This is a genomic window from Undibacterium sp. MH2W, from assembly GCF_049340215.1.
Taxonomy (GTDB): Bacteria; Pseudomonadota; Gammaproteobacteria; order Burkholderiales; family Burkholderiaceae_D; genus Undibacterium.
Window position 1 is genome coordinate 584,864 of sequence record NZ_JBMPPA010000001.1, and the last position, 21,767, is coordinate 606,630.

Here is a 21,767-nt window from a genome sequence, read left to right on the forward strand (position 1 = left end):
GTATTTCCTTTTTGGTCTCACACAGAACGGTTTTGGACTATTTTATTCTTTTCATGGCGCTCTCTCAGCAGCACCCGACCCGTGTTATTTGTGTTCGATCCTTGATATTCACAGCTTAATTTCTGGCAATTGTAGGCAAGTTTAGGTGTTTGTAACACTAAAATCGCTTATTTCAGCAAAAAAAGATCAAAAAATAAACAATCATTTGATCCCCTTCAATCTGTAAGGTTGTTATACGCTATTATATACAAACATGATTGTATGTATATAATAGCGTACCGTTTTTTACTCTTGCAGAAAGAATCCTTTATGCGTTTATCCGATAACACCCCCTCCGAACCGACTTCCCGGACCCGTTCTTCTCTGTCAGCAACGATCCGGCAGTTGTACCAACATCCTGCATTACGCGCAGTGGCATTGAGCATTCCGCTCGTGACGCTGGCAGCTTGCGGTAAGGATGAGTCTGCCAATGCGGCACCAGGCAAGATGCCGCCACCTGAAGTGAATGTCGTGACCGTACAAAGCCGTGATGTGGCGCTTGATTTTGAATATGTGGGTCAGACCGCGGGTTCTCGCGAGACCGAAGTACGTGCTCGCGTTGCCGGGATTCTGGAGAGCCGCTTGTACGAAGAGGGCTCCCGCGTCAAAGCGGGCGATGTCTTGTTTCAAATTGATCCAGGCACTTACCGCACGCAGTTAGCTTCTGCTGAAGCGGCAGCGGGTGTTGCGGAAGCAAAATTGAACCAAGCGAAGCGTGAATATGCCCGTCTCTCGCCATTGGCTGCCGAAAAGGCGATTAGTCAAAAAGAATTTGATGATGCGAAATCCACGCTAGAAACAGCAGAAGCCAGCTACAAGCAAATGCTGGCACAAGTCAACGAAGCAAAACTCAATCTTGGCTACACCAAAGTGGTTGCGCCGATCGATGGTGTGACGGGTATCGCGAATAAATCTAACGGCAACCTGATTACGGCTGCGGATAGTTTGTTGACGACCATCGTCCAGACCGACCCTGTGTACATCAACTTCAGCATTCCAGAAGCGGATTACCTCAAAGTAGCGAAAGAAGTCGGTAGCGGTAAAGTTGCCCTGCCAGGCAAACGTGCAAGCAATGGCAGTCTCGCATTTGACGTGCAGTTGAAGTTGGCGGATGGCAGCATGTTCCCGACCACAGGCAAGATGAACTTTATCAGTGAAAAAGTGAATCCAGCGACGGGCGGCTTTGATGCGCGTGCACAAGTGGCGAACCCAGAGGGTAATTTGCGTCCAGGTCAGTTTGTGCGCGTGATTCTGGCGGGCGCAAAACGCAGTGCTGCCTTGGCAGTGCCACAACGTGCCGTGATTGATGGACCAATGGGCAAGATGGTTTTCGCGGTATCGCCCGACAATAAACTCATCCCTAAACCCGTCGAGTTGGATGGCTGGTCACATGGCGAATGGGTTGTCACAAAAGGCATCAATAACGGTGAGCGCGTATTGGTTGATGGCTTTATCAAAGCCCATGAGCCAGGTATGACAGTGACCCCCGTGGCGGTGAGCGCCAGTGCCGCAGCGGCAACGGGTGCGGATGCAATGCTACCTGCAGCAAAACCTGCAGCGGCCGGCAAACCAACCGCAGCGAAATAAGCTCCCTTTACTGAACATTGTGCTGCATCGTCAGCAAAGGCAAACAGGATATATTCATGTTTTCAAAATTTTTTATTAACCGGCCGATTTTTGCGACAGTCCTGTCGTTAATTATCGTGCTGGCAGGCTTGGCCGCGTTGCGTGTCTTGCCGATCTCACGTTATCCGGAAATTTCTCCGCCGGTCGTTAACGTTACCGCGTTTTACCCTGGGGCTTCTGCCGAAGTGGTAGAGCGCACGGTCGCCGCACCAATTGAAGAACAGATCAATGGTGTTGAGCACATGTTGTACATGAACTCGGTATCATCCGCCGATGGTCGCGTTTCCATCGACGTGACATTTGAAGTGGGTACGGATCTGGATATTGCAGCAGTGAACGTCAATAACCGCGTTCGTCAGGCAGATGCGAAATTACCGCAAGAAGTTCGCCGTCAGGGTGTGACGGTTTCTAAGAGTTCGTCTAACTTCTTGGTCGTTGCGGCCTTGTTTTCACCTGACAACCGGTATGACGCCCTGTACTTGTCTAACTACGCGACGCAAAATATTTTAGATGCGTTAAAGCGTGTTCCTGGTACGACGAATATTCAGATTTTCGGTGCAAAAGACTACGCTATGCGTATTTGGATGCGTCCGGATCGGATGGCGCAATTGGGCGTGACCGTCAACGATATTTCGAATGCGGTGTCTGAGCAAAATGCCCAGTACGCAGCGGGTAAAGTAGGTGCACCGCCGAATAATTCCGAAGAATTAACCATGACAGTGACCGCCAAAGGTCGCTTATTAGAACCAGAAGAGTTTGCCAACATTATCGTGAAATCCGATAAGAGCGGCGCAACGATTCGGATCAAAGACGTTGCACGTGTTGAGTTAGGGTCGAAGGACTATAACTTGTACGGTCGCGTCAATGGCCATCCTTCTGCCAACATTGGTGTGTTCTTGCAGACCGGTGCGAATGCACTGGAGACACGCAAAGCCGTTGAAAAAACATTGCAGGAGCTCAAAGCAAAATTCCCAGAAGGGATGGAATATTCCACACCTTATGACACAACGCCGTTTGTGACCGAATCGATTGCCGAGGTGTTAAAAACCCTGGGTGAAGCGATGGTGTTGGTGTTTATTGTGGTGTACCTCTTTTTGCAAAGCTGGCGCGCAACGGTTATCCCTACGCTGGCGGTACCGGTCTCGTTGATTGGTACGATGGCAGGTTTGCATTTGCTCGGGTACAGCATTAACACGCTGACCTTGTTCGGGATGGTGTTAGCGATTGGTATCGTGGTCGATGATGCGATCGTCGTACTGGAAAACGTCGAACGTTTGATGAACGAAGAAGGAATGTCGCCGAAAGATGCGGCAATTGAGGCGATGCACGAAGTGACTGGTCCGGTCATCGCGATTGTGCTGGTGCTGGTTGCCGCGTTTGGTCCTATCGCATTCTTGGGCGGCTTGGCGGGTGAATTGTATCGTCAGTTCTCGGTCACGATTTCGATTGCTGTCGTGTTGTCCGGTATCGTAGCGTTAACACTCACACCAGCACTTTGTGCGATCGTGTTGAAACCTGGTGCGGAAAACCATAACCGTTTCTTTACGTGGTTCAACGCAGCCTTCTTACGTTTAACGAAACGCTATACCAATGGTGTGAGTTTCTTCTTGAAACGTGCGACCCTTGGCGTGACTTTGGTTTTAGCGATGGTTGCGTTGACAGGTATCTTGTGGAAACACGTTCCTGGTGGTTTGGTTCCCGACGAAGATCAAGGTTACTTCATCGGTGCAGCGATTATGCCGGATGGCGCGTCGTTGGATCGTACTGATGCCATGGTGCGTCAGGTTGAAACGATCATGAAAACCAACCAAAATATCGACACCACGTTCTCGTTGGTTGGTTTGGACTTCTTGGGTGGTGGCGGTCTGAAGTCTTCCGCTGCAACCATGTTCTTCCCTCTGAAACCATGGGAAGAGCGTCAGCAATCCGCGCAGCAATTAGTCGGTGAAAGCTACATGAAAACCGGCCGCATCAAAGAAGGCTTGCCGTTGTTCTTTAGTCCTCCAGCTATCCAAGGGTTGGGGCAAACAGGGGGCTTTGAGTTCTATTTGCAAAATGCAGGTGAGGGCGGTGTAAAACGTCTGGCGACCTTGTTGCCGCTGTTGTTAGCAGAGGCGAACAAACAACCAGAACTGGCTGGCGTGAAAACCCTGTGGCAAGCCAATTCTCCGCAATTGTATGTCGATGTGGATAATGAAAAAGCGCGCTCCATGGGTGTTGCACTTTCTGATGTCTATAACACCTTAGCTGCCACGTTGGGTAGTTACTATGTGAACGACTTCAACAAGAACGGCCGTATTTATACCGTGCAGTTGCAAGCTGAAGGTCAGTATCGTGCCAAGCCAGAAGATATCGGCAGCATGTATGTGCGCTCTGCAGCAGGTCAGATGATTCCAGTACGTGCTTTCACGACGATTAAATTCATCACTGGCCCAGATTCTGTACAGCGTTTCAATGCCTTGCCTGCGATTAAATTGTTGGGTGATGCGAAACCAGGTTACAGCTCGGGTCAAGCGATTGCAGCGATGGAACGTGCCGCGAAAAATGTATTGCCAGCAGACGTTGTCTACGATTGGGGTGGTGCATCCTTCCAAGAAAAACGAAGCAGCAATGCAGCCGGTATTGCACTGGGCGCGGGTGTCTTGATGATTTTCTTGATTTTGGCAGCGCAGTACGAAAAATGGTCTCTGCCATTCTCGGTCTTGTTAGCGATGCCATTCGGGATCTTCGGTGCCTTGCTGGCGGTGTATCTGCGTCACTTCAACAATGACGTGTACTTCCAAATTGGTCTGGTAACCTTGCTGGGCTTGTCTGCGAAAAATGCGATTCTGATTGTGGAATTTGCGGTCATGAAAGTGCATGAAGGTTATGCCCCTGTTGCCGCCGCAGTTGAGGCAGCACGCTTACGCTTCCGTCCGATTTTGATGACCTCGATGGCATTTATTTTAGGTGTGGTGCCACTGGCGTTTTCACACGGTGCCGGTGCGGCTGCGCGTCAGTCACTGGGTACCGGTGTATTGGGCGGTATGTTGGCAGCGACGTTCTTAGCGATTTTCTTTGTGCCGTTATTTTTCAAATTGATTAATGACAAGCGTTTAAAGACCACTGAAGCCGATTTTGCGCACCCTGTGAAAGCGCATCATCCATCAGTGACGAACGAGACACCTGTCGTCAACACAACGCCGCAGGTAAAGGAATAATGATGTTACCTTCAAAATTTTTATTGACCGTGATGACGGCAAGCCTTGTGTTGGCAGGCTGTGCATCGGTCGGTCCCGAGTACAAACGTCCGGCTTTGGATCTGCCGACTGCATTAGCCATCCCTGCGACGCAGGGCAAAAGCAGTGCTGTCGATTACATGACGTGGTGGAAAGGATTTAATGATCCTGTTCTCAATGCGTTATTAGAAGAAGCACATGTCAACAACCAAGATGTACTGCTGGCGGCAGGACGTGTGGAAGAGGCACGTGCGTTAGCAGCGGGCACCAATGCCAATCGCTATCCGACCGTGGATGCAAACATTACGCCGTCGCGCACTCGTACTAGTCAAAACGCTGGTTTGTTAGCGCCAGGAGCGGAACCAATCAATCGCGATTACAAACTGGGACTTAGTGCCTCGTATGAGTTAGATTTGTGGGGCAAGCTCGCCAACGCCGATGCGGCAGCACGTGCACGGTTGCTGGCGCAAGAAGCAAACCAAGGTGTGGTGCTGACCAGTTTATACAGCTCACTGGCGCAAAGCTACTTTGCGTTGCGTGCGGGGGATGCCCAATTAGCGTTAGCTGAGGTGACCTTAAAAACACGCCAAGAAAACTTGCGCTTGCAGCAAAAGCTGTACGCCTCAGGCACGATTGGTGAATTAGATCTGCACATCGCTGATTCTGAAGAAGCTGCTGCAGAAATCAGTCTGGCGCAAGCCAAGCAAGCGGTTGCGACGACAGAATCGGCATTGGCTGTTTTACTAGGACGTTCACCTGCCGCCGTTGCTGCACCTGTGATTGCACGTGGTAAAAACATCGATGGCTTATATGGGCAATTAAGTGTTCCGGCCGATTTACGTTCTGATTTGCTGGAACGTCGTCCTGATATCGTCAGCGCGGAGCAGTCCTTGATTGCTGCCAACGCAGATATCGGTCAGGCGAAGGCACAGTATTTCCCGAGTCTGAAACTGAGCAGTGGCGTCGGGTATGAGTCTCAAAGCCTCAAAGATCTGATCAATCCTGCCGCCATGCTGTGGAATATCGGTGCAAACCTGACCCAGCCTGTGTTCCGTGCGGGGGCGATTGGTGCGGTGGTCTCTGGTGCCGAGGCCCGTAAGACCCAAGCCTTGGCGCAGTATGTTCAAACAGTGCAAGGTGCGTTCAAGGATGTGCATGATTCCTTAACCAACATTGCCGCGGATGAACAGATCTACACTGCTGGACAACGTCGCGTCGCTGCACTGAAAGACTCATTGCGTCTGGCAGAGCTGCGCTACAAAAATGGCTATAGCAGTTACCTCGAGGTGCTTAATGCACAACGAGATTTGTGGCAAGCGCAAGTCACCCTCATTGACACACAACGTGCACATTTAAGTGCGGTGGTGAGTTTGTATAAAGCCATGGGTGGTGGCTGGGATGCGAACCAAGCTGTGGCTGCTAAATAAGAGTGGGTAGTAAAAGCGCCCTTGAGGGATCAGGGGCTGCTTTTACCTTTATCATCGCAGGCAGTAAGAAGGGCTGCTATCTGTCAATCACAGATAGCAGCCCTTTTCTTTTGCCCGACGCATTGACTTCATGTCGGGTGCCCAAGTGATGGGTGGCAAAACAGCAAAAAAAAAGCCGCCACAACAAAGTGGCGGCTGTTCAACCGAACGATATGTTGCGGTTGAAATCCGGCTTAACCGCCTCGACGCATCATTTCGAAAAACTCTGCATTGTTTTTGGTTGCCTTCATTTTGTCTTGGATGAATTCCATCGCTTCGATCTCGTCCATCGAGTACAGCAACTTGCGCAAGATCCAAATTTTTTGTAATTGATCTGGTTTGATCAATAATTCTTCACGGCGAGTGCCAGACTTGTTCAGGTTGATCGCTGGGTAGACACGTTTTTCAGCAAGGCGACGTTCCAGGTGGACTTCCATGTTACCTGTGCCTTTGAATTCTTCGTAGATCACGTCATCCATACGGCTACCAGTTTCGATCAATGCTGTAGCGATGATCGTGAGGGAGCCGCCTTCTTCGACGTTACGTGCTGCACCAAAGAAACGTTTTGGACGTTGCAATGCGTTCGCATCCACACCACCGGTCAATACTTTGCCTGACGCTGGGATCACGGTATTGTAAGCACGTGCCAGACGGGTGATGGAGTCGAGCAAAATAACGACGTCTTTTTTCATTTCCACCAGACGTTTCGCTTTTTCCAAGACCATTTCGGCGACTTGAACGTGGCGAGTTGCTGGTTCATCGAATGTGGATGCAACGACTTCACCGCGAACGGAGCGCTGCATCTCGGTCACTTCTTCTGGACGTTCATCAATCAGCAACACGATCAATGTGACATCAGGATGGTTGGTGGTAATTGCATGCGCAACGTGTTGCAACATGACGGATTTACCGGATTTTGGTGACGCTACCAGCAAGCCACGCTGACCACGACCGATTGGCGCGATCATGTCGATAATACGGCCAGTGGTGTTTTCTTCACCACGCATTTCGCGTTCCAGTGTCAATACTTTGTTAGGGTGTAACGGTGTTAAGTTCTCGAACAGAATGCGGTGTTTAGATGCTTCTGGAGATTCACCGTTAACTTTGTCCACCTTGACCAGCGCGAAATAGCGCTCGCCATCTTTCGGTGTACGTACTTCACCTTCAATTGAATCACCAGTATGCAAATTGAAACGGCGGATCTGCGAAGGGGAAATATAAATGTCATCGGTCGATGCCATGTAGCTGGCGTCAGGCGAGCGTAAGAAGCCAAAGCCGTCTGGCAAGACTTCGAGGGCGCCGTCGCCGAAAATTTGTTCGCCAGATTTTGCACGTTTTTTGAGAATCGCGAACATCAATTCTTGTTTGCGCATACGTGCTGCGTTGTCAATATCGAGTCCTACCGCCATTTCCAGCAATGCGGATACGTGTAGGGCTTTTAATTCAGATAGATGCATGGTGAGTGTCCCGGGATGGGAGTATGAGGTGGGGGAGTGAACGGAGGAACTACAGAATAAACAGAATAGTTATTTGTATTTTGGGGTCAAATGACCATTAAAACAAGCTCTTATTTTTCGCTGATCACGTTGTCGGTATGACGGCGACCGTCATGATGGCGACTGTCATTGTTGCGACTAAGTAAGGTCAACGTACTGCATCAAAATGTGATTCATTTTACATAAGGCTCTCTGCAGAGCGATGCGCAACGATGAACGATATTCAGGTGCAGTACGGAATGATACCTTAAATATTGGCGTCAATGAAAGAGGTCAATTGACCTTTTGCCAGCGCGCCGACTTTTTGTGCCGCGACTGTGCCGTTTTTAAACAAAATCAGGGTAGGAATACCACGGATACCGAACTGTGCAGGCACAGCTTGATTCGCGTCGACGTCCATTTTTGCAACAACGATTTTGCCATTGTATTCTTTTGCGACTTCTTCCAGAATTGGGGCGATCATTTTGCATGGACCACACCATTCGGCCCAGAAGTCCACCAGAACTGGTTTGTCGGATTTTAATACGTCTGCTTCAAAAGAAGCATCGCTTACATATTTGATGTTTTCGCTCATGGAATCCTCATCGAGAGGGAAAAATTAAGGGGTAACAGCGCCACAGAATATCGGTCAGAAATCGGAACTCGCCGCATTCAGTGTTGAATCTTGAGGCGATTGGCGTAAATTCAATGGCATTTGTACAGATACCAGAAAGAGGCCAACGAAGAGACTAGCGTGGTTAGCTATGCGGCAAATAATAACCTATTTTTCAAAAAAGTGTGATGCCTGCGCGTATTTTGTGATCTTCCTCACATAAAATATTTATTTGATTACTAAATTGGTGTTTTTTTATCGACGATTCATTGGTTTTTACCTAATTCCATTCAAATTAGTTTTAAATTTTGTCAAAATTGAAGTCGATGCCGATTTTTCAGCACTTCGCCTTGGCAAGTTCTGTGTTGACAGAAAATTTACTCGTATAATAAGAACCCAGATTTGTTGTGCTTGAAAACTACCTATGATGATCTCTGATTTTGAATTACTCGCCGAAAAAGTGACGAAGCTCGCTGAGCTTACCCATGCCCTGCGCACGGAGAATGCGAGTCTGCGTAACGAAGTCGCCTTATTGACTGCGCAGAATCAAGAGATGCAACAACGCATGCAACAAGCGCATAGCAGAGTGACCGCATTACTGGCGCAACTCCCCGCAGAAATCACGACAGATGAGGAAGCAGCATGACTGACAAGAAAGTGATCCAGGTTGACGTGACAATCATGGGACAGAGTTACAAGCTCGCTTGCAAAGAAGGTGAAGACCGCGCACTACGTGAGGCTGCTGCGTATTTGGATGCCAAAATGACGGCACTGCGCGACTCATCCAAAGTCAAAGGTACTGACCGCATCGCTGTCATGGCTGCATTGGGCATGACCACTGAATTACTCGCCACTAAATCTCCTGAAGGTCCGTTGTCAGGAATGTCGATGTCCGAGGTCAAGCAAAAAATGACGCAGATGCATGAAGTGATGGATCAAGCCCTCACACCACAAGAAAACCTATTTTGAATGCAGGGTCATTGCTTAATTTAATCAAAAACAATGACATCAAATGGCGAATTCAGAGTAAACTTCAGTTCCCTGCCGTGTTCGCCAATGCCATATATTCCTTGAACCATTTATGTGCATAGGCTGTGGAACATTGTTCGATGGGCGTGAGCGTCGCTAGTCCGATGAACCCGAAATTGAACTGACTGTGGCCAACTTGAACCGCTTAGGTTCAGGATGCCGGCATAGCGGCATCGGCGGGGACTTATTCTGAACGGCTGTCATTGTTGACAGCCGTTTTTTTTCGCCCACAGTTTCGCCCCCGAGTACCTGTGAGTGATCGCCATGTTGTACATCACTAGCGCCGTTTCTTTCGTGGCATCGCTTTGCATTGCGTTGCAATGTTGCCGGCTTCGGCGGACCTCGTTATAAATGTGCGACAATTTCCTTTTTTCTGTTGAGTGAATTGCGATGGCTTATTGGTTAATGAAGTCCGAGCCGGATGAGGTCAGTATTGATGACGCGATGGCAGCGCCTGTGCCTTGGTTTGGCGTCCGTAATTATCAGGCAAGAAACTTCATGCGAGATCAGATGAAAGTAGGCGATGGCGTCCTCTTTTATCATTCCAGCTGTGCCGAGCCGGGGATTGCAGGTATCGCAGAGGTTGTCTCAACGGCGTACCCTGATCACACGCAATTCGATCCCGCCAGTCACTACTTCGATCCTAAATCAACACCTGAGACGCCGCGCTGGATGATGGTGGATGTGAAGGGCGTACGCAAGACACGTCTGCTGAGTCTGACGGAAATGCGTCGCCATGCAGCACTGTCGACGATGGTGGTGCTACAGAAAGGAAGCCGGTTATCCATTACACCGGTGACATCGCAGGAATGGCAATCAGTGTTGGCGCTTTTGGAGTCCTAAAATGACATCTCACTCTGAGGCTGGATTGCCAGCGTTTCCAGCGGCGCGGTTTATTAAAGAAATTGGTCGCGGCAAAGATGGCGCGCGCAGTATGACGCGTGAGGATGCCACTTTGCTCTATGAGGCAATGCTGGCAGGGCGGGTCTCTGATCTGGAACTCGGCGCTATTTTGTTATCGATGCGCATCAAGGGCGAATCCATCGATGAAATTGCTGGTTTCTTGGATGCTGCAAAAGCCTTTGTATTGCCGCTATCAGCCCCAGCTTCTAGGTATGCGCCGGTTATCATCCCCAGTTATAACGGCGCACGAAAAAAAGCGAATCTGACGCCTTTGTTGGCCTTGCTCTTAGCGAGAGAGGGTGTGCCGGTATTGGTGCATGGTGTGACGAACGATGCGGGACGCGTGACGAGTGCTGAGATTTTTGCGGAACTAGGCATTCCTCTTGTCTCGACAGCCGAACAAGTGTACGCACAAATGGCAGCGCAACAGCCGGCGATGATGAGTATCGATGCATTATCACCCGCGATGGCGAGGTTGCTGAATGTACGTCGGATACTGGGCGTAAGGAATTCAACCCATACGCTAGTGAAATTACTGCAGCCAATGTCTTGTCCTGCATTGCGCCTTAATTCCTACACCCACCCAGAGTACCTACATATGCTGAGTCAGTATTTCGCTACCCATCAGAAGGCGGAAGAGGGGGATGTCTTCATGATGCGCGGCACAGAAGGCGAGACGGTAGCGAGCACGGGCCGTGCGCAACGGATTGATTGGTTGAGTCGTGGCGTTGCTCAAACGGTATTGGAAACACAAGAAACACTGATTGGCAGTACGCCTGCCATGCCAGAGGCGCTCGATCCGCAATCAACTGCGCGTTGGATTACGAGTGTTCTGGCGGGAGATATCCCTGTGCCAGATAACATTGCTCGGCAAGTACAGTTATGTGTGGATGTCGCACACAACATTCAGGCATCTAGTGTTTAACTGGCTTGTTGGGTTTGTCTCGTTTCTGGAGAAACGCAGCCTTAAAAAATTAAATAATTAAATAATTTAATGATGAAATAAAAAACGCGCCCGATTGAAGTCGGGCGCGTTTTTTTGATGGATCACTTCTTCATGATCAAAGCAAGTTCATTAGAAGTTTGCTTTGAATTGAACACCGTAGCTACGTGGTTCGTTCAGGATACCTGTTAGGTTATTGAAGTCGATCGCTGCAACAACTTGCTGTTTGTTGGTGATGTTACGACCATATGCTGCCAGTTCGTATTTACCATCAGCCCATTGGTAACCAACACGCAAACCACCCTCGAGCAAGGATTTTGCTTTGTATTCTGCTGCCTCATACAAGAACATGTTGTAAGTGTCTTTGTATGCCCAGTCAGTAATCGCGTACAGAGTGCCTTCGCCTACTTGTGTTGTGTATTTCAGATTGAAGTTACCAACCCATTTAGGCGCACGTGGCAGTGGGTTACCGTTGATCGCTGCAGTGCCTTTAAATGGACCAGCAGGGTTCGTGACGGTACAGCCATTGCCGCAAGTAGCGACGAAGAGGTTTGGATCCTTGATTTCGGTATCGTTGTAGCTCACACCGATCGTTGCTTTCCAGTTACGGCTCAGGTTTGCACGCAGGTCGAGTTCAAAACCTTGTCCAGTTGCTTTGTCAGCGTTCACCAGTTTGTTTTGATTCACGGCGCCACTACCTGCGGTCAATTGCAGATCTTTTGCTGTGTATTGGAATACAGTGAAATCAACGTGTGCAGTGTTATCAAGAATATCTTTTTTGATACCAGCTTCAAACGACAAGTTCTTTTCAGACTGTGCAACAGAGATGCTGTCACCAAACAAGACGCGACCTTGTACACTTGGTGCGCGGTAGCCAGTTGCTACGCGAGCAAACAGGTTTGTTGTCTTGTCTAATGTGTAGCTGCCGCTCAGATCCCAAGTCACGTTACTTGCTGTTGGGTTTGCAGTCAGGACTGGTGTGCCGCCTGCACTGATTGCTTTGCCAGGAGTCCATTGGCGTTGTGCGTCAAAGTCTTTGCTGTCTTTGGTGTAACGCAGACCTGCACGAACTTTGAACTGATCGTTCACTGCATAGTTCACAGAACCAAAAGCAGCGTAGGATGTTGCATTTTGGTGTTGAACTGCGTAGCCGTCTTGTACGTTACCAGCCAAGGAGTTGTAGTCGAAACTATCCACTTGGATTTTTTCGTTGAAGTAATACAATCCAGTGATCCATTGTAATGGATCGTTTGTGTTGGATTGAACACGTACTTCTTGTGTGATTTGACGCAGGTATGGCAAGCCGTCCGCTGTTTCAGATGGGAATGGAATAAAGCCAGGTCCCATTGTTGGAGCGTAAGAAGCGCCGTAGCCACCGTCAACGTCAGCACGGCTGTAGAACTTCGCTTTGTCGTAACCAGTGATTGAGTAGACTGTCAACCCAGTCAGATCCCAACGCAGACGTGCGTTTGCGCCTTCAGAAGTCAGCGTTTGCTTGTTCAGACCATCAGTTGGGTAGGTGCCGTAGTCAAAGCCTGGAACCAGATTGTTGGTGCCCTTTTGGATGATGTTGGCGCGGAACAATGTTGCGTTACCTGCCATATCGCGACCGTGCACATTAAACAATGCGCTGAAATCGCCGTTTTTGTACTGTAATTGCAGACGTGCTGCGTTGTCGTGGTAGCCTTCCAGTGTCTTTGTACCAGTGCTCAATGGGTTTGTTACGCGGTCGTTGCGGCTTTGTGCCTGACCAGAGAAACGCATTGCCCAGTCTTGGTTCAGCGGAACGTTAACAGCACCTTCCGCATTCACTGCGCCGTAGTTGCCGTAGCCAATGCTGCCGTAGCCTTCAAAATTGCGTGTTGGCTTAGCGGAGTCAAATTTGATAACGCCTGCTGGGGAGTTACGTCCAAAGAGTGTGCCCTGTGGGCCGCGCAATACTTCAACTTGGTCAACGTCAAATACAGGGAAGCCTTTCAGAATAGGGCTTTCCTGAACGATATCGTCATAAATCAGGCCAACTGGTTGTGATGCGTTTAAGTCGAAATCTGTGTTACCCAAACCACGGATATAAAAACGTGGGAAGGTACGGCCGAAGTCGGACTCGATGTTCAAGCTAGGAACGCGTGAGGACAGGAAACGAATATCCTGACCGCTGGCACCGTAGGTGTCGAGTGCTTCGCCTTTGATTGCAGAAATTGACATCGGTACTTCTTTGATGTTTTCTGCGCGGCGGTTAGCAGTAACAATCACTGTTTCCAGTTTTGTACTGTCTTTGCTCGAAGCTTCTGGCTTCGCTTCTTGAGCCATTGCTGCGTGCATCGGAAATGCAGTGCTTACTGCGACAGCGATGAGGGTGCGTGTAGCACCTTTCCATAGCTGCTTAGAAGAATAGTTGCGCATGAAATTAATCCCAAAGGTGAGGTTTGTCCAGATAGAGGATCTTTTTAGTGCAAAAATAATTAACTTTGAGGGGGCAAAGAAAAAAATTTGCTTATATTTGTTCGATTACGCAATCGTTTGCGCAATCGTTATTTAGTTATCTCTTTTTGCTGAAAGCAAGTCAATAATTTCTTTTATATTGAATTCAAATTGGCGATTTTAGGCACAGAAATGTTGTGTTTTTCTAACAGCGTTATTGTTATAACCATATGAAAAATGAATGCATTCTTTTGGTGCGCGATGTGTTGTTATGGTGATGGCAATATGTCGAAGTTGGCGCGTTAATCGGGATAAAAGTTGCACGATGGGAACAGTTTAATGATATTCGTGCTTATTTCGAGTGATATTTGAGGCCGCGATATGCCTCCATATCCGCTACAATCTCGGCCTGATTTTGACGAAAGTAATACCATGAGTAAACAATTTGACGTTGCGGTGATCGGCGCCGGTGCGGCTGGAATGATGTGTGCTGCCGTAGCAGGTCAACGTGGAAAACGCGTGGTATTAATTGATCACGCTTCACGTCTTGCCGAGAAAATCCGTATCTCGGGTGGTGGACGCTGCAATTTCACGAATTTACATGCCGGGCCTGCGAACTTTCTGTCTGAGAACCCTCATTTCTGTAAGAGCGCATTGTCGCGCTACACGCCACAGGATTTTTTATCGCTCATGAAGCGCCACGGTATCGCTTGGCACGAAAAACACAAAGGTCAGTTGTTTTGCGATGACAGTGCCGAAGATATCATCCGGATGCTTAAGGCGGAATGTGATGCCGCTAAAGTTCAGTGGCGGATGCCTTGCTCGATTAATGAAATCACCGCGATTGAGGGTGGAGGCTTTTCATTAGCCACCTCCACGGGCGATATTGTTGTTGATAGTGTCGTCGTGGCGACCGGTGGTTTATCGATTCCAAAGATTGGTGCCACGGATTTTGCACACAAGATTGCTCGTCAATTTGGTATTAAGGTCATTGAACCGCGACCTGCGTTAGTACCCTTGACCTTCGATGCAGCATCGTGGGAGCCGTTCGTTCCCTTGTCGGGTATTTCATTAGAAGTGGATATTGAGACGGGGGATAAAAAATCCCGCATGACATTCCGTGAGGATTTGTTGTTCACGCACAAAGGTCTGTCTGGGCCCGGAGTGCTCCAGATTTCGAGTTATTGGCAGCCTGGAACGGCTATTCGCATTAATTTGTTGCCTGAAGTGGATGTTGCTGCGGCGTTAATTGAGGCTAAAACGAGCACCAAAAAGAATTTGGCGAATCATATGGCGCAATATCTACCAGCGCGTCTGGTCGATGGCCTATTGCTTGCTCACGGTTTTGATGGTGATCAGAAGATTGCTGATATGCCGGATAAGCGCCTGCGTTTGTTAGGCGAAAAACTTAATCGCTGGGAGCTGGTACCGAATGGATCAGAAGGGTACCGCAAGGCCGAAGTGACGCGAGGGGGCATTGATACGCGCGCGCTTTCGCAGCAGAGCATGATGGTCACTAAAGTGCCTGGCTTATATTTCATCGGTGAGTCCGTTGACGTGACCGGATGGTTGGGTGGCTTTAATTTTCAGTGGGCATGGGCGTCCGGCACTGCCGCTGGTCTTGCGTTGTAAAAACACTGCATTTTTTGTGTTTGATGTTGAAAATGGGGTGGAAGCATCGTTATTTTTCATACTGACAGGGAGTATCTGTTAGTCAGCTTTATTTTATGTAGACAAGAAGCTTATTTTGCTGGATACTCCCCACCTCAATTTCAAAATGCAGACAAGAAGTATAGATTTTCTGGTTAAATTGCTCAGATCAATTAAAGTTTTTGCGTAAGATTTAATCAGATTCCTTCCCATAAATCGAAAATCCTGTTACTATCTCTGTCTTCCTATAATCTTTCAATGGTTTGAACTTACATGACCACAATTCGCCTTAAAGAAAACGAGCCGTTCGAAGTCGCCATGCGCCGCTTCAAGCGCACTATCGAAAAGACCGGTCTGTTGACCGAATTGCGCGCTCGCGAGTTCTACGAAAAGCCAACTGCAGAACGCAAACGTAAGCTGGCAGCAGCTGTTAAGCGTCACTACAAACGCATTCGTAGTCAGCAATTGCCTAAGAAAATGTATTAATTCTGATGTTGTATCTGGCGATGCCAGGTGCGATGTTGAGTAATACGTTTTAGGTTTTGCATGCCCGCTCCGGTCAGCCGCAGCGGGTTTTGTTGTTTTTATCTGATTCAGTTTCCTGGGGTAGTTCATGAGTTTAAAAGACCAAATCACCGACGACATGAAAGCAGCAATGCGCGCAAAAGAAGCCGGCAAGCTGAGCACCATCCGTTTGTTGACTGCGGCAATGAAGCAAAAAGAAGTGGATGAGCGCGTTGAGTTGGATGACGGCATGATTCTCGCGATCATCGAAAAAATGATCAAACAGCGCAAAGACTCCATTCAGCAATTCGAAGCCGGCGGTCGTCAGGATCTGGCTGATATCGAAAAAGCAGAGCTGGAAGTGTTGTCCACTTATATGCCAGCAGCGCTGTCGGATGAAGAAGTGCAAGCAGCCGTAGCGGCAGCAGTGGCTGAAACAGGTGCGGCTGGTCCACAAGATATGCGTAAAGTGATCGACGTATTGAAAGCCAAACTGGCCGGTCGTGCAGACATGGGTAAAGTGTCTGGGCTGGTGAAAGCCGCGTTGACACGCTAATGGCATTGACTTCATTGTCTTTTGCTTGTCGATGACTCTTTTGCACAAGCCGCAAGGCTGGTAGCCAACGTTGATACCGCAAAGTTTTATTCAAGATTTGCTCGCCCGCGTTGACATCGTTGACGTGGTGGGCAAATACGTCCAACTGAAAAAGGGTGGCGCAAACTACATGGGTTTGTGCCCCTTCCATAACGAAAAATCTCCTAGTTTCACCGTCAGTCCGACCAAGCAGTTTTACCATTGCTTTGGATGTGGGGCGCATGGCAGTTCCATTGGTTTTCTGATGGAGTATTCCGGTCTCAGCTTCGTCGACGCGATTCGCGATCTGGCGCAAAGCAACGGCATGATCGTCCCCGAAGAAGACCGCATGTTGCCAGCGCAACGTGCTGAAGCCACCGCTAAAACCTTGGCGCTTTCTGAGGTGATGACGAAGGCGGGTGATTACTACAAACAACAACTACGCAGTGCCCCTCAGGCAATTGCTTATCTCAAAAAACGAGGTCTGACGGGCGAAATCGCTGCACGCTTCGGCCTGGGCTTTGCGCCAGATGCGTGGGATGGATTGCGTTCAGTTTTTGTCGATTATCAGACGCCAGAGTTGGTTGAGGCTGGCTTGGTCATTGATAAAAGTGACGAAGAAGGTGGTGGTCGGAAGCGATATGATCGATTCCGAGACCGCGTGATGTTCCCGATTCGCAACACCAAAGGACAGATCATTGGTTTTGGTGGTCGGATTATGGAGCAAGGCGAGCCCAAATATTTGAACTCGCCAGAGACGCCGCTGTTTCAAAAGGGCTTCGAACTGTACGGCTTGTTTGAAGCGCGTCAGGCAATCCGAGAAGCAGGTTACGTCTTGGTGACCGAAGGCTACATGGACGTCGTCGCCTTGGCGCAAATGGGTTTTCCGCAAGCCGTTGCAACCTTGGGTACTGCATGTACGCCAACCCATGTGCAAAAATTGTTGCGTCAAACGGACCACGTTGTGTTTAGTTTTGATGGCGATAGTGCCGGTCGTCGTGCTGCGCGTCGCGCCTTGGATGCGTGTTTGCCGCACGCGAACGACGATAAATTCATCAAGTTCTTGTTTTTACCTGCAGAGCACGATCCGGATAGTTTTATTCGTGAATATGGCGCAGACGCATTCGATCAGCAAGTTCATGATGCGATGCCGTTGTCGCAGTTTTTTATGCGGGAAATGATTGGGGATAATGACCTGACCTCCGCAGAGGGTCGTGCTCGCACGCAGTACGATGCCAAGCCATTACTGCAGGCGATGCAGCCGTCCGGATTGCGATTGCAGATAGTGAGAAATCTGGCGCAGGTGACCCAAACAACGCCCGCTGAAATTGAGGCGTTGTTTGAATTGTCGCAGCCAGTAGCCCGTGTCAAGCTCGCACCGCCGCGTTCAAAACGCAGTGCGCCGATCGGTCTCGAACTCCAGATTATGCGAATTCTGGTGGCCTATCCTGCGTTGTCGTTGATGCTGGATGACGCCATTTTGTCCGAAGCGGCATTGCTGGCACCGGATGGTGCGGCCATGTTAAAGCAACTGGTAACGGTGGCGCAGGGCATGGGTGAGGGTGCGCAGTTCGCGGCGCTTGCTGAGCAGTTAAAGGCGGTGAGTCAGGATTTTGACGGACTCATTGCTGAAGTGGCAGAACAAGCAGACACAGATCCTGACTTGGTGCGATTGGAGCTCATGGGGGCGATTCGTCAGATTCGTTCTCAGGCACTCAAAAACGAAGCGGAGCGCTTGGTTGCTTCAGGATTGCGGACCGATGAAGACAAGGCCCGTTGGCGCGAGATCATGCAATTGCAAGAAGCCTTGCGTCAGCAGGCAGTGACAGAGGCGGGGATTCGTTAGTGCGACCTGATTTGATGCTCTCAGGAAACAAGATATCTTTTTAATCATTTGCTGCTTTATTTTGCATCCGAAGTGGTGTTGCACCCCGAAAATTTCAAGAGCGATTTGCAAGAAAATTGCCTAAATTTTTATCAGTTAAGTTGTCGTTTGTCTAGCTTTGGGCTAGAGAAATGCTTGACCGCGTGCTATAATTAAAGGCTTACGATTCAAGGTCTTAGGTTGTTTCATTTCGCGCAAATGTGTCTGCTTGCGACGAAATGTGTTGTTTAGGTGAGCGTAATGCTCCTCCGAGTAACCCAAAACACTGGCGCTGAGTCTCGGGAAGTCTGAAGCAAAAACGGGTGTGCACCGCAAGCGGGTCAATTTACCGGCGGCGAGGCATTTCTTTTTGTGAATTTTGTACTTAGTACAGGCAGGCGACTTCCTCAGTTCCGGATGGTTTGATTCAATGGCTAGCGCAATGAAGAAACCCGCGAAAACACTGACGTCTGCGACAGTTAAAAAAGCTGCTGCAACAACGTCTAAAAAAGCAAGTGTCGCCCCTGCAGCAAAGACAGTCAGTAAGACAGCAGTAGCCAAAGCAACAAGTGTCGACGTTAAAGCGCAATCTCAGGCTGCCAGTCAGCCTGCTACCAAAGCAGCCGCTAAAAAGACAACACCCGCCGAAGTAAAAGCGAAATCCAGCCCGGTAGCTGCCAAAGCCGCGAGTAAAAAAGAGGTTGCCAAAGGTGGTAAAGCGCCTAAAGTAAATGTAGCTGAGGAAAGCACGGCTACATCGAAAGGAGCAACCAAGGTGACAGCAAAAGCAAGCTCCAAGGTCACAACCAAGGCGGCATCAACAACAAGTTCCTCTGCCGTTGCCTCCAATAAGGCGGCAGCAGAAAAGCGCACAACCAAAACAGTCGCCGAAGTGAGTGTGCCTGTGGCAAGTAAAAAGGCGCAAGTAAAAGAGAAGGCTGAAGCGGTCGTCAAAAAACCAGCCCAAGCCAAAAAAAGTGATGAGCACATTGCGGAAGTCGCAACTCATCAGATTGCTGATAAACAAAAGCGCGACGTAATTGAAACGCCTGAGTCTGATTCAGCGGTATCCGCAACATCGAAAGCTTCCGTGACAACTAACAAAACCGATTCAAAGACAGTGACTAAGCCTACCAAGAAATCAGCGAAAGCTGCTCCTGAAGTTCAGGAAATTAAAACTGGATCTGCACCGACCGTCTCTCAGACGACCGATGCTGCGGTGTTGGCCGCGATTGATACGTCCGGTTATGTTTTGCCAGGTGTCAAAGTGCCTGGACGTCGCGGACGCAAGCCAAAAGAATACCAACCAGAAAACGAAGAAATTGCAGCATTGAACGCGGTTGAACGCGCTGAGATGAAAGCAATTGACAAAGCGAAGGCAAAAGACCGCAAGGCAAAAGAAAAAGCCCTGCTCAAAGACGCATTCTCTTCGGATCCAGAAGCCACAGAAGAAGAACTCGAACGCCGTCGCCAAAAGCTCAAAACGCTGATTAAACTCGGTAAAGACCGCGGCTACCTGACTTTTGCTGAAATCAACGATCACTTGCCAGAAAACGTCGTTGATCCAGAAGCAATCGAAGGCATTATCGGTACCTTCAACGACATGGGCGTTGCCGTCTACGAGCAAGCGCCTGATGCTGAAACATTGCTGTTGTCTGACAACGTCGTCACCGTTACGACAGATGATGATGAAGTCGAAGCGGCTGCCGAAGCAGCGCTCTCGACGGTAGACTCTGATTTCGGACGTACAACGGACCCAGTTCGTATGTACATGCGTGAAATGGGCTCGGTAGAGTTGCTGACACGCGAAGGCGAGATCGTCATCGCCAAGAAAATCGAAGAAGGCCTCAAAGACATGATCCAGGCGATTTCAGCCTGCCCGACAACGATCGCTGAGATCCTTGCCGCCGCAGAAAAAATCGCTGCTGATGAAATGAAAATCGACGAAATCGTCGATGGTCTTGTTGATCCTAATGCGACAGATGAGCCAGCACCAGTTGTCGTTGCTGCCGCTTCGGATGAGGATGAAGAAGACGAAGAAGACGAAGAAGACGAAGAAGAAGAGGACGACGACGGTGGTGCCGCAGGCGCCGCTGCGATCTCTGCTGAGCAATTAGAACAAATGAAGCGCGATGCGCTGGCCAAGTTTGAGATTATCTCTACCAATTTCGATAAGATGCGTAAGTCTTACGAAAAAGAAGGTTATAACTCCAAGGCCTACGTCAAAGCACAAGAAGCCATTTCTAACGAATTGCTGGGTATCCGCTTTACTGCAAAAGTCGTTGAGAAATTATGCGACACCTTGCGCGGTCAAGTCGATGAAGTCCGTCATATCGAAAAACAGATTCTTGAAGTTGCTGTGAATCGTTGCGGTATGCCACGTTCCCACTTTATCAAAGTGTTCCCAGGTAACGAAACGAACCTGAAATGGGTCGAAGGCGAAGTCAACGCAGGTCACGCTTACAGCGCCATATTGGGCCGTAATGTGCCAGCTGTTCAGCAGTTACAACAAAAGCTGATCGACTTGCAATCGCGCGTTGTATTGCCACTGCCAGATTTGCGTAACATCAACAAGCGCATGTCCGCCGGTGAAATGAAAGCGCGTAAAGCAAAACGCGAAATGACCGAAGCCAACTTGCGTCTCGTTATTTCGATCGCTAAAAAATACACCAACCGTGGTCTGCAGTTCTTGGATCTGATTCAAGAAGGTAACATCGGCTTGATGAAAGCCGTGGATAAATTTGAATACCGTCGCGGTTACAAATTCTCCACGTACGCTACATGGTGGATTCGTCAGGCGATTACCCGTTCCATCGCCGATCAGGCACGCACAATTCGTATCCCAGTGCACATGATAGAGACGATCAATAAAATGAATCGTATCTCTCGCCAGATCCTGCAAGAAACCGGTGTTGAGCCAGATCCAGCGACACTGGCAATCAAGATGGAAATGCCGGAAGACAAAATCCGCAAGATCATGAAAATCGCGAAAGAACCGATTTCCATGGAAACGCCTATCGGTGACGATGACGATTCCCATCTCGGCGATTTTATCGAAGACAACCACACACTCGCACCTGCCGACGCCGCATTACACGCGTCCATGCGCAACGTGGTCAAAGACGTTCTCGACTCCCTCACACCACGCGAAGCCAAAGTGCTGCGCATGCGTTTTGGTGTCGAAATGTCGACCGATCACACCCTGGAAGAAGTCGGTAAACAGTTCGACGTCACCCGCGAGCGCATCCGACAAATAGAGGCAAAAGCGCTGCGTAAACTGCGCCACCCATCCCGCTCCGACAAGCTCAAGAGCTTCCTCGAAGGGAATTAATGTTGTATAATTGGCGCTGGTTTTTTTCAGCGCCTGCCTCTTTTTTACACCAGTTTTTACCGGTATTAATCACGCGCAGTAGCACCAGTTAAACGTATTTTTGTTTTGCAG

At 49.2% G+C, this 21,767-nt stretch carries 15 protein-coding genes and 1 other RNA gene; 13 read left to right on the forward strand and 3 right to left on the reverse strand.

Features of this window, described 5'->3' with window-relative positions; translation table 11 throughout:
• Positions 1-309 precede the first annotated feature (309 nt).
• Genes ACO0K2_RS02425 through ACO0K2_RS02435 form a run of 3 tightly spaced genes read left to right on the forward strand, consistent with a single transcriptional unit; the run spans position 310 to position 6,310 of the window.
• Positions 310-1,626 carry an efflux RND transporter periplasmic adaptor subunit gene (locus ACO0K2_RS02425; RefSeq protein ID WP_423015368.1) on the forward strand — a complete coding sequence of 439 codons (1,317 nt, stop codon included), beginning with the start codon at positions 310-312 and terminating at the stop codon, positions 1,624-1,626.
• 56 nt (positions 1,627-1,682) lie between these two features.
• Positions 1,683-4,865 (forward strand): efflux RND transporter permease subunit, encoded by a 3,183-nt coding sequence (locus tag ACO0K2_RS02430; RefSeq protein WP_423015370.1) that lies wholly within the window; start codon positions 1,683-1,685, stop codon positions 4,863-4,865.
• Positions 4,865-6,310: an efflux transporter outer membrane subunit gene (locus ACO0K2_RS02435; RefSeq protein ID WP_423015372.1), complete on the forward strand. Its 1,446-nt coding sequence runs from the start codon at positions 4,865-4,867 to the stop codon at positions 6,308-6,310. Before ACO0K2_RS02430 ends, ACO0K2_RS02435 begins: the two co-directional genes overlap by 1 nt.
• 233 nt (positions 6,311-6,543) lie before the next feature.
• Here ACO0K2_RS02435 and rho read toward each other — a convergent pair whose 3' ends face one another.
• Together rho and trxA are read right to left on the reverse strand one after the other, a co-directional pair.
• The gene (rho, locus tag ACO0K2_RS02440; RefSeq protein ID WP_423015374.1) at positions 6,544-7,806 is read right to left on the reverse strand and encodes a transcription termination factor Rho; all 1,263 of its coding nucleotides are present in this window, start codon (positions 7,804-7,806) and stop codon (positions 6,544-6,546) included.
• Between the two features lie 286 nt (positions 7,807-8,092).
• Positions 8,093-8,419, reverse strand: a complete 327-nt coding sequence (gene trxA, locus ACO0K2_RS02445) for a thioredoxin TrxA (RefSeq protein ID WP_423015376.1) — start codon at positions 8,417-8,419, stop codon at positions 8,093-8,095.
• A 442-nt stretch (positions 8,420-8,861) separates the two neighbouring features.
• Here trxA and ACO0K2_RS02450 point away from each other — a divergent pair, with 442 nt between their 5' ends.
• The 5 genes from ACO0K2_RS02450 (at position 8,862) to ybiB (ending at position 11,294) form a co-directional block, all read left to right on the forward strand.
• Positions 8,862-9,083, forward strand: a complete 222-nt coding sequence (locus ACO0K2_RS02450; RefSeq protein ID WP_423015378.1) for a DUF904 domain-containing protein — start codon at positions 8,862-8,864, stop codon at positions 9,081-9,083.
• A gap of 11 nt (positions 9,084-9,094) precedes the next feature.
• Positions 9,095-9,406, forward strand: a complete 312-nt coding sequence (locus ACO0K2_RS02455; protein ID WP_423016143.1) for a cell division protein ZapA — start codon at positions 9,095-9,097, stop codon at positions 9,404-9,406.
• A 66-nt stretch (positions 9,407-9,472) separates the two neighbouring features.
• Positions 9,473-9,653, forward strand: a non-coding RNA gene (ssrS, locus tag ACO0K2_RS02460) — 6S RNA.
• Between the two features lie 203 nt (positions 9,654-9,856).
• A complete protein-coding gene (locus ACO0K2_RS02465; RefSeq protein ID WP_423015380.1) occupies positions 9,857-10,309 on the forward strand; it encodes an EVE domain-containing protein in 453 nt (150 codons plus the stop codon).
• Position 10,310: 1 nt separating this feature from the next.
• Positions 10,311-11,294, forward strand: a complete 984-nt coding sequence (gene ybiB, locus ACO0K2_RS02470) for a DNA-binding protein YbiB (protein WP_423015382.1) — start codon at positions 10,311-10,313, stop codon at positions 11,292-11,294.
• A gap of 150 nt (positions 11,295-11,444) precedes the next feature.
• Here ybiB and ACO0K2_RS02475 read toward each other — a convergent pair whose 3' ends face one another.
• Positions 11,445-13,715, reverse strand: coding sequence for a TonB-dependent receptor (locus ACO0K2_RS02475; protein ID WP_423015384.1), 2,271 nt, complete (start codon positions 13,713-13,715; stop codon positions 11,445-11,447).
• 450 nt (positions 13,716-14,165) lie between these two features.
• Here ACO0K2_RS02475 and ACO0K2_RS02480 point away from each other — a divergent pair, with 450 nt between their 5' ends.
• The 5 genes from ACO0K2_RS02480 (at position 14,166) to rpoD (ending at position 21,656) form a co-directional block, all read left to right on the forward strand.
• On the forward strand, positions 14,166-15,365 hold the full coding sequence (locus ACO0K2_RS02480) for an NAD(P)/FAD-dependent oxidoreductase (RefSeq protein ID WP_423015386.1): 1,200 nt from the start codon (positions 14,166-14,168) through the stop codon (positions 15,363-15,365).
• Positions 15,366-15,656: 291 nt separating this feature from the next.
• Complete coding sequence (gene rpsU, locus ACO0K2_RS02485; RefSeq protein WP_005877634.1) at positions 15,657-15,869, forward strand: 30S ribosomal protein S21; 213 nt, start codon at positions 15,657-15,659, stop codon at positions 15,867-15,869.
• Between the two features lie 127 nt (positions 15,870-15,996).
• On the forward strand, positions 15,997-16,443 hold the full coding sequence (locus ACO0K2_RS02490; protein ID WP_423015388.1) for a GatB/YqeY domain-containing protein: 447 nt from the start codon (positions 15,997-15,999) through the stop codon (positions 16,441-16,443).
• A gap of 70 nt (positions 16,444-16,513) precedes the next feature.
• A complete protein-coding gene (gene dnaG / locus ACO0K2_RS02495; RefSeq protein WP_423015390.1) occupies positions 16,514-18,307 on the forward strand; it encodes a DNA primase in 1,794 nt (597 codons plus the stop codon).
• 1,108 nt (positions 18,308-19,415) lie between these two features.
• Positions 19,416-21,656 (forward strand): RNA polymerase sigma factor RpoD, encoded by a 2,241-nt coding sequence (gene rpoD / locus ACO0K2_RS02500; RefSeq protein WP_423016145.1) that lies wholly within the window; start codon positions 19,416-19,418, stop codon positions 21,654-21,656.
• Positions 21,657-21,767 lie beyond the last annotated feature (111 nt).

Excerpts from the sequence above, each read along its gene's own strand:
- ACO0K2_RS02425 (WP_423015368.1), top strand. The coding sequence starts at position 310 with ATGCGTTTATCCGATAACACCCCCTCCGAACCGACTTCCCGGACCCGT.
- ACO0K2_RS02430 (WP_423015370.1), top strand. The coding sequence starts at position 1,683 with ATGTTTTCAAAATTTTTTATTAACCGGCCGATTTTTGCGACAGTCCTG.
- ACO0K2_RS02435 (WP_423015372.1), top strand. The coding sequence starts at position 4,865 with ATGATGTTACCTTCAAAATTTTTATTGACCGTGATGACGGCAAGCCTT.
- rho (WP_423015374.1), bottom strand. The coding sequence starts at position 7,806 with ATGCATCTATCTGAATTAAAAGCCCTACACGTATCCGCATTGCTGGAA.
- trxA (WP_423015376.1), bottom strand. The coding sequence starts at position 8,419 with ATGAGCGAAAACATCAAATATGTAAGCGATGCTTCTTTTGAAGCAGAC.
- ACO0K2_RS02450 (WP_423015378.1), top strand. The coding sequence starts at position 8,862 with ATGATGATCTCTGATTTTGAATTACTCGCCGAAAAAGTGACGAAGCTC.
- ACO0K2_RS02465 (WP_423015380.1), top strand. The coding sequence starts at position 9,857 with ATGGCTTATTGGTTAATGAAGTCCGAGCCGGATGAGGTCAGTATTGAT.
- ybiB (WP_423015382.1), top strand. The coding sequence starts at position 10,311 with ATGACATCTCACTCTGAGGCTGGATTGCCAGCGTTTCCAGCGGCGCGG.
- ACO0K2_RS02475 (WP_423015384.1), bottom strand. The coding sequence starts at position 13,715 with ATGCGCAACTATTCTTCTAAGCAGCTATGGAAAGGTGCTACACGCACC.
- ACO0K2_RS02480 (WP_423015386.1), top strand. The coding sequence starts at position 14,166 with ATGAGTAAACAATTTGACGTTGCGGTGATCGGCGCCGGTGCGGCTGGA.
- rpsU (WP_005877634.1), top strand. The coding sequence starts at position 15,657 with ATGACCACAATTCGCCTTAAAGAAAACGAGCCGTTCGAAGTCGCCATG.
- ACO0K2_RS02490 (WP_423015388.1), top strand. The coding sequence starts at position 15,997 with ATGAGTTTAAAAGACCAAATCACCGACGACATGAAAGCAGCAATGCGC.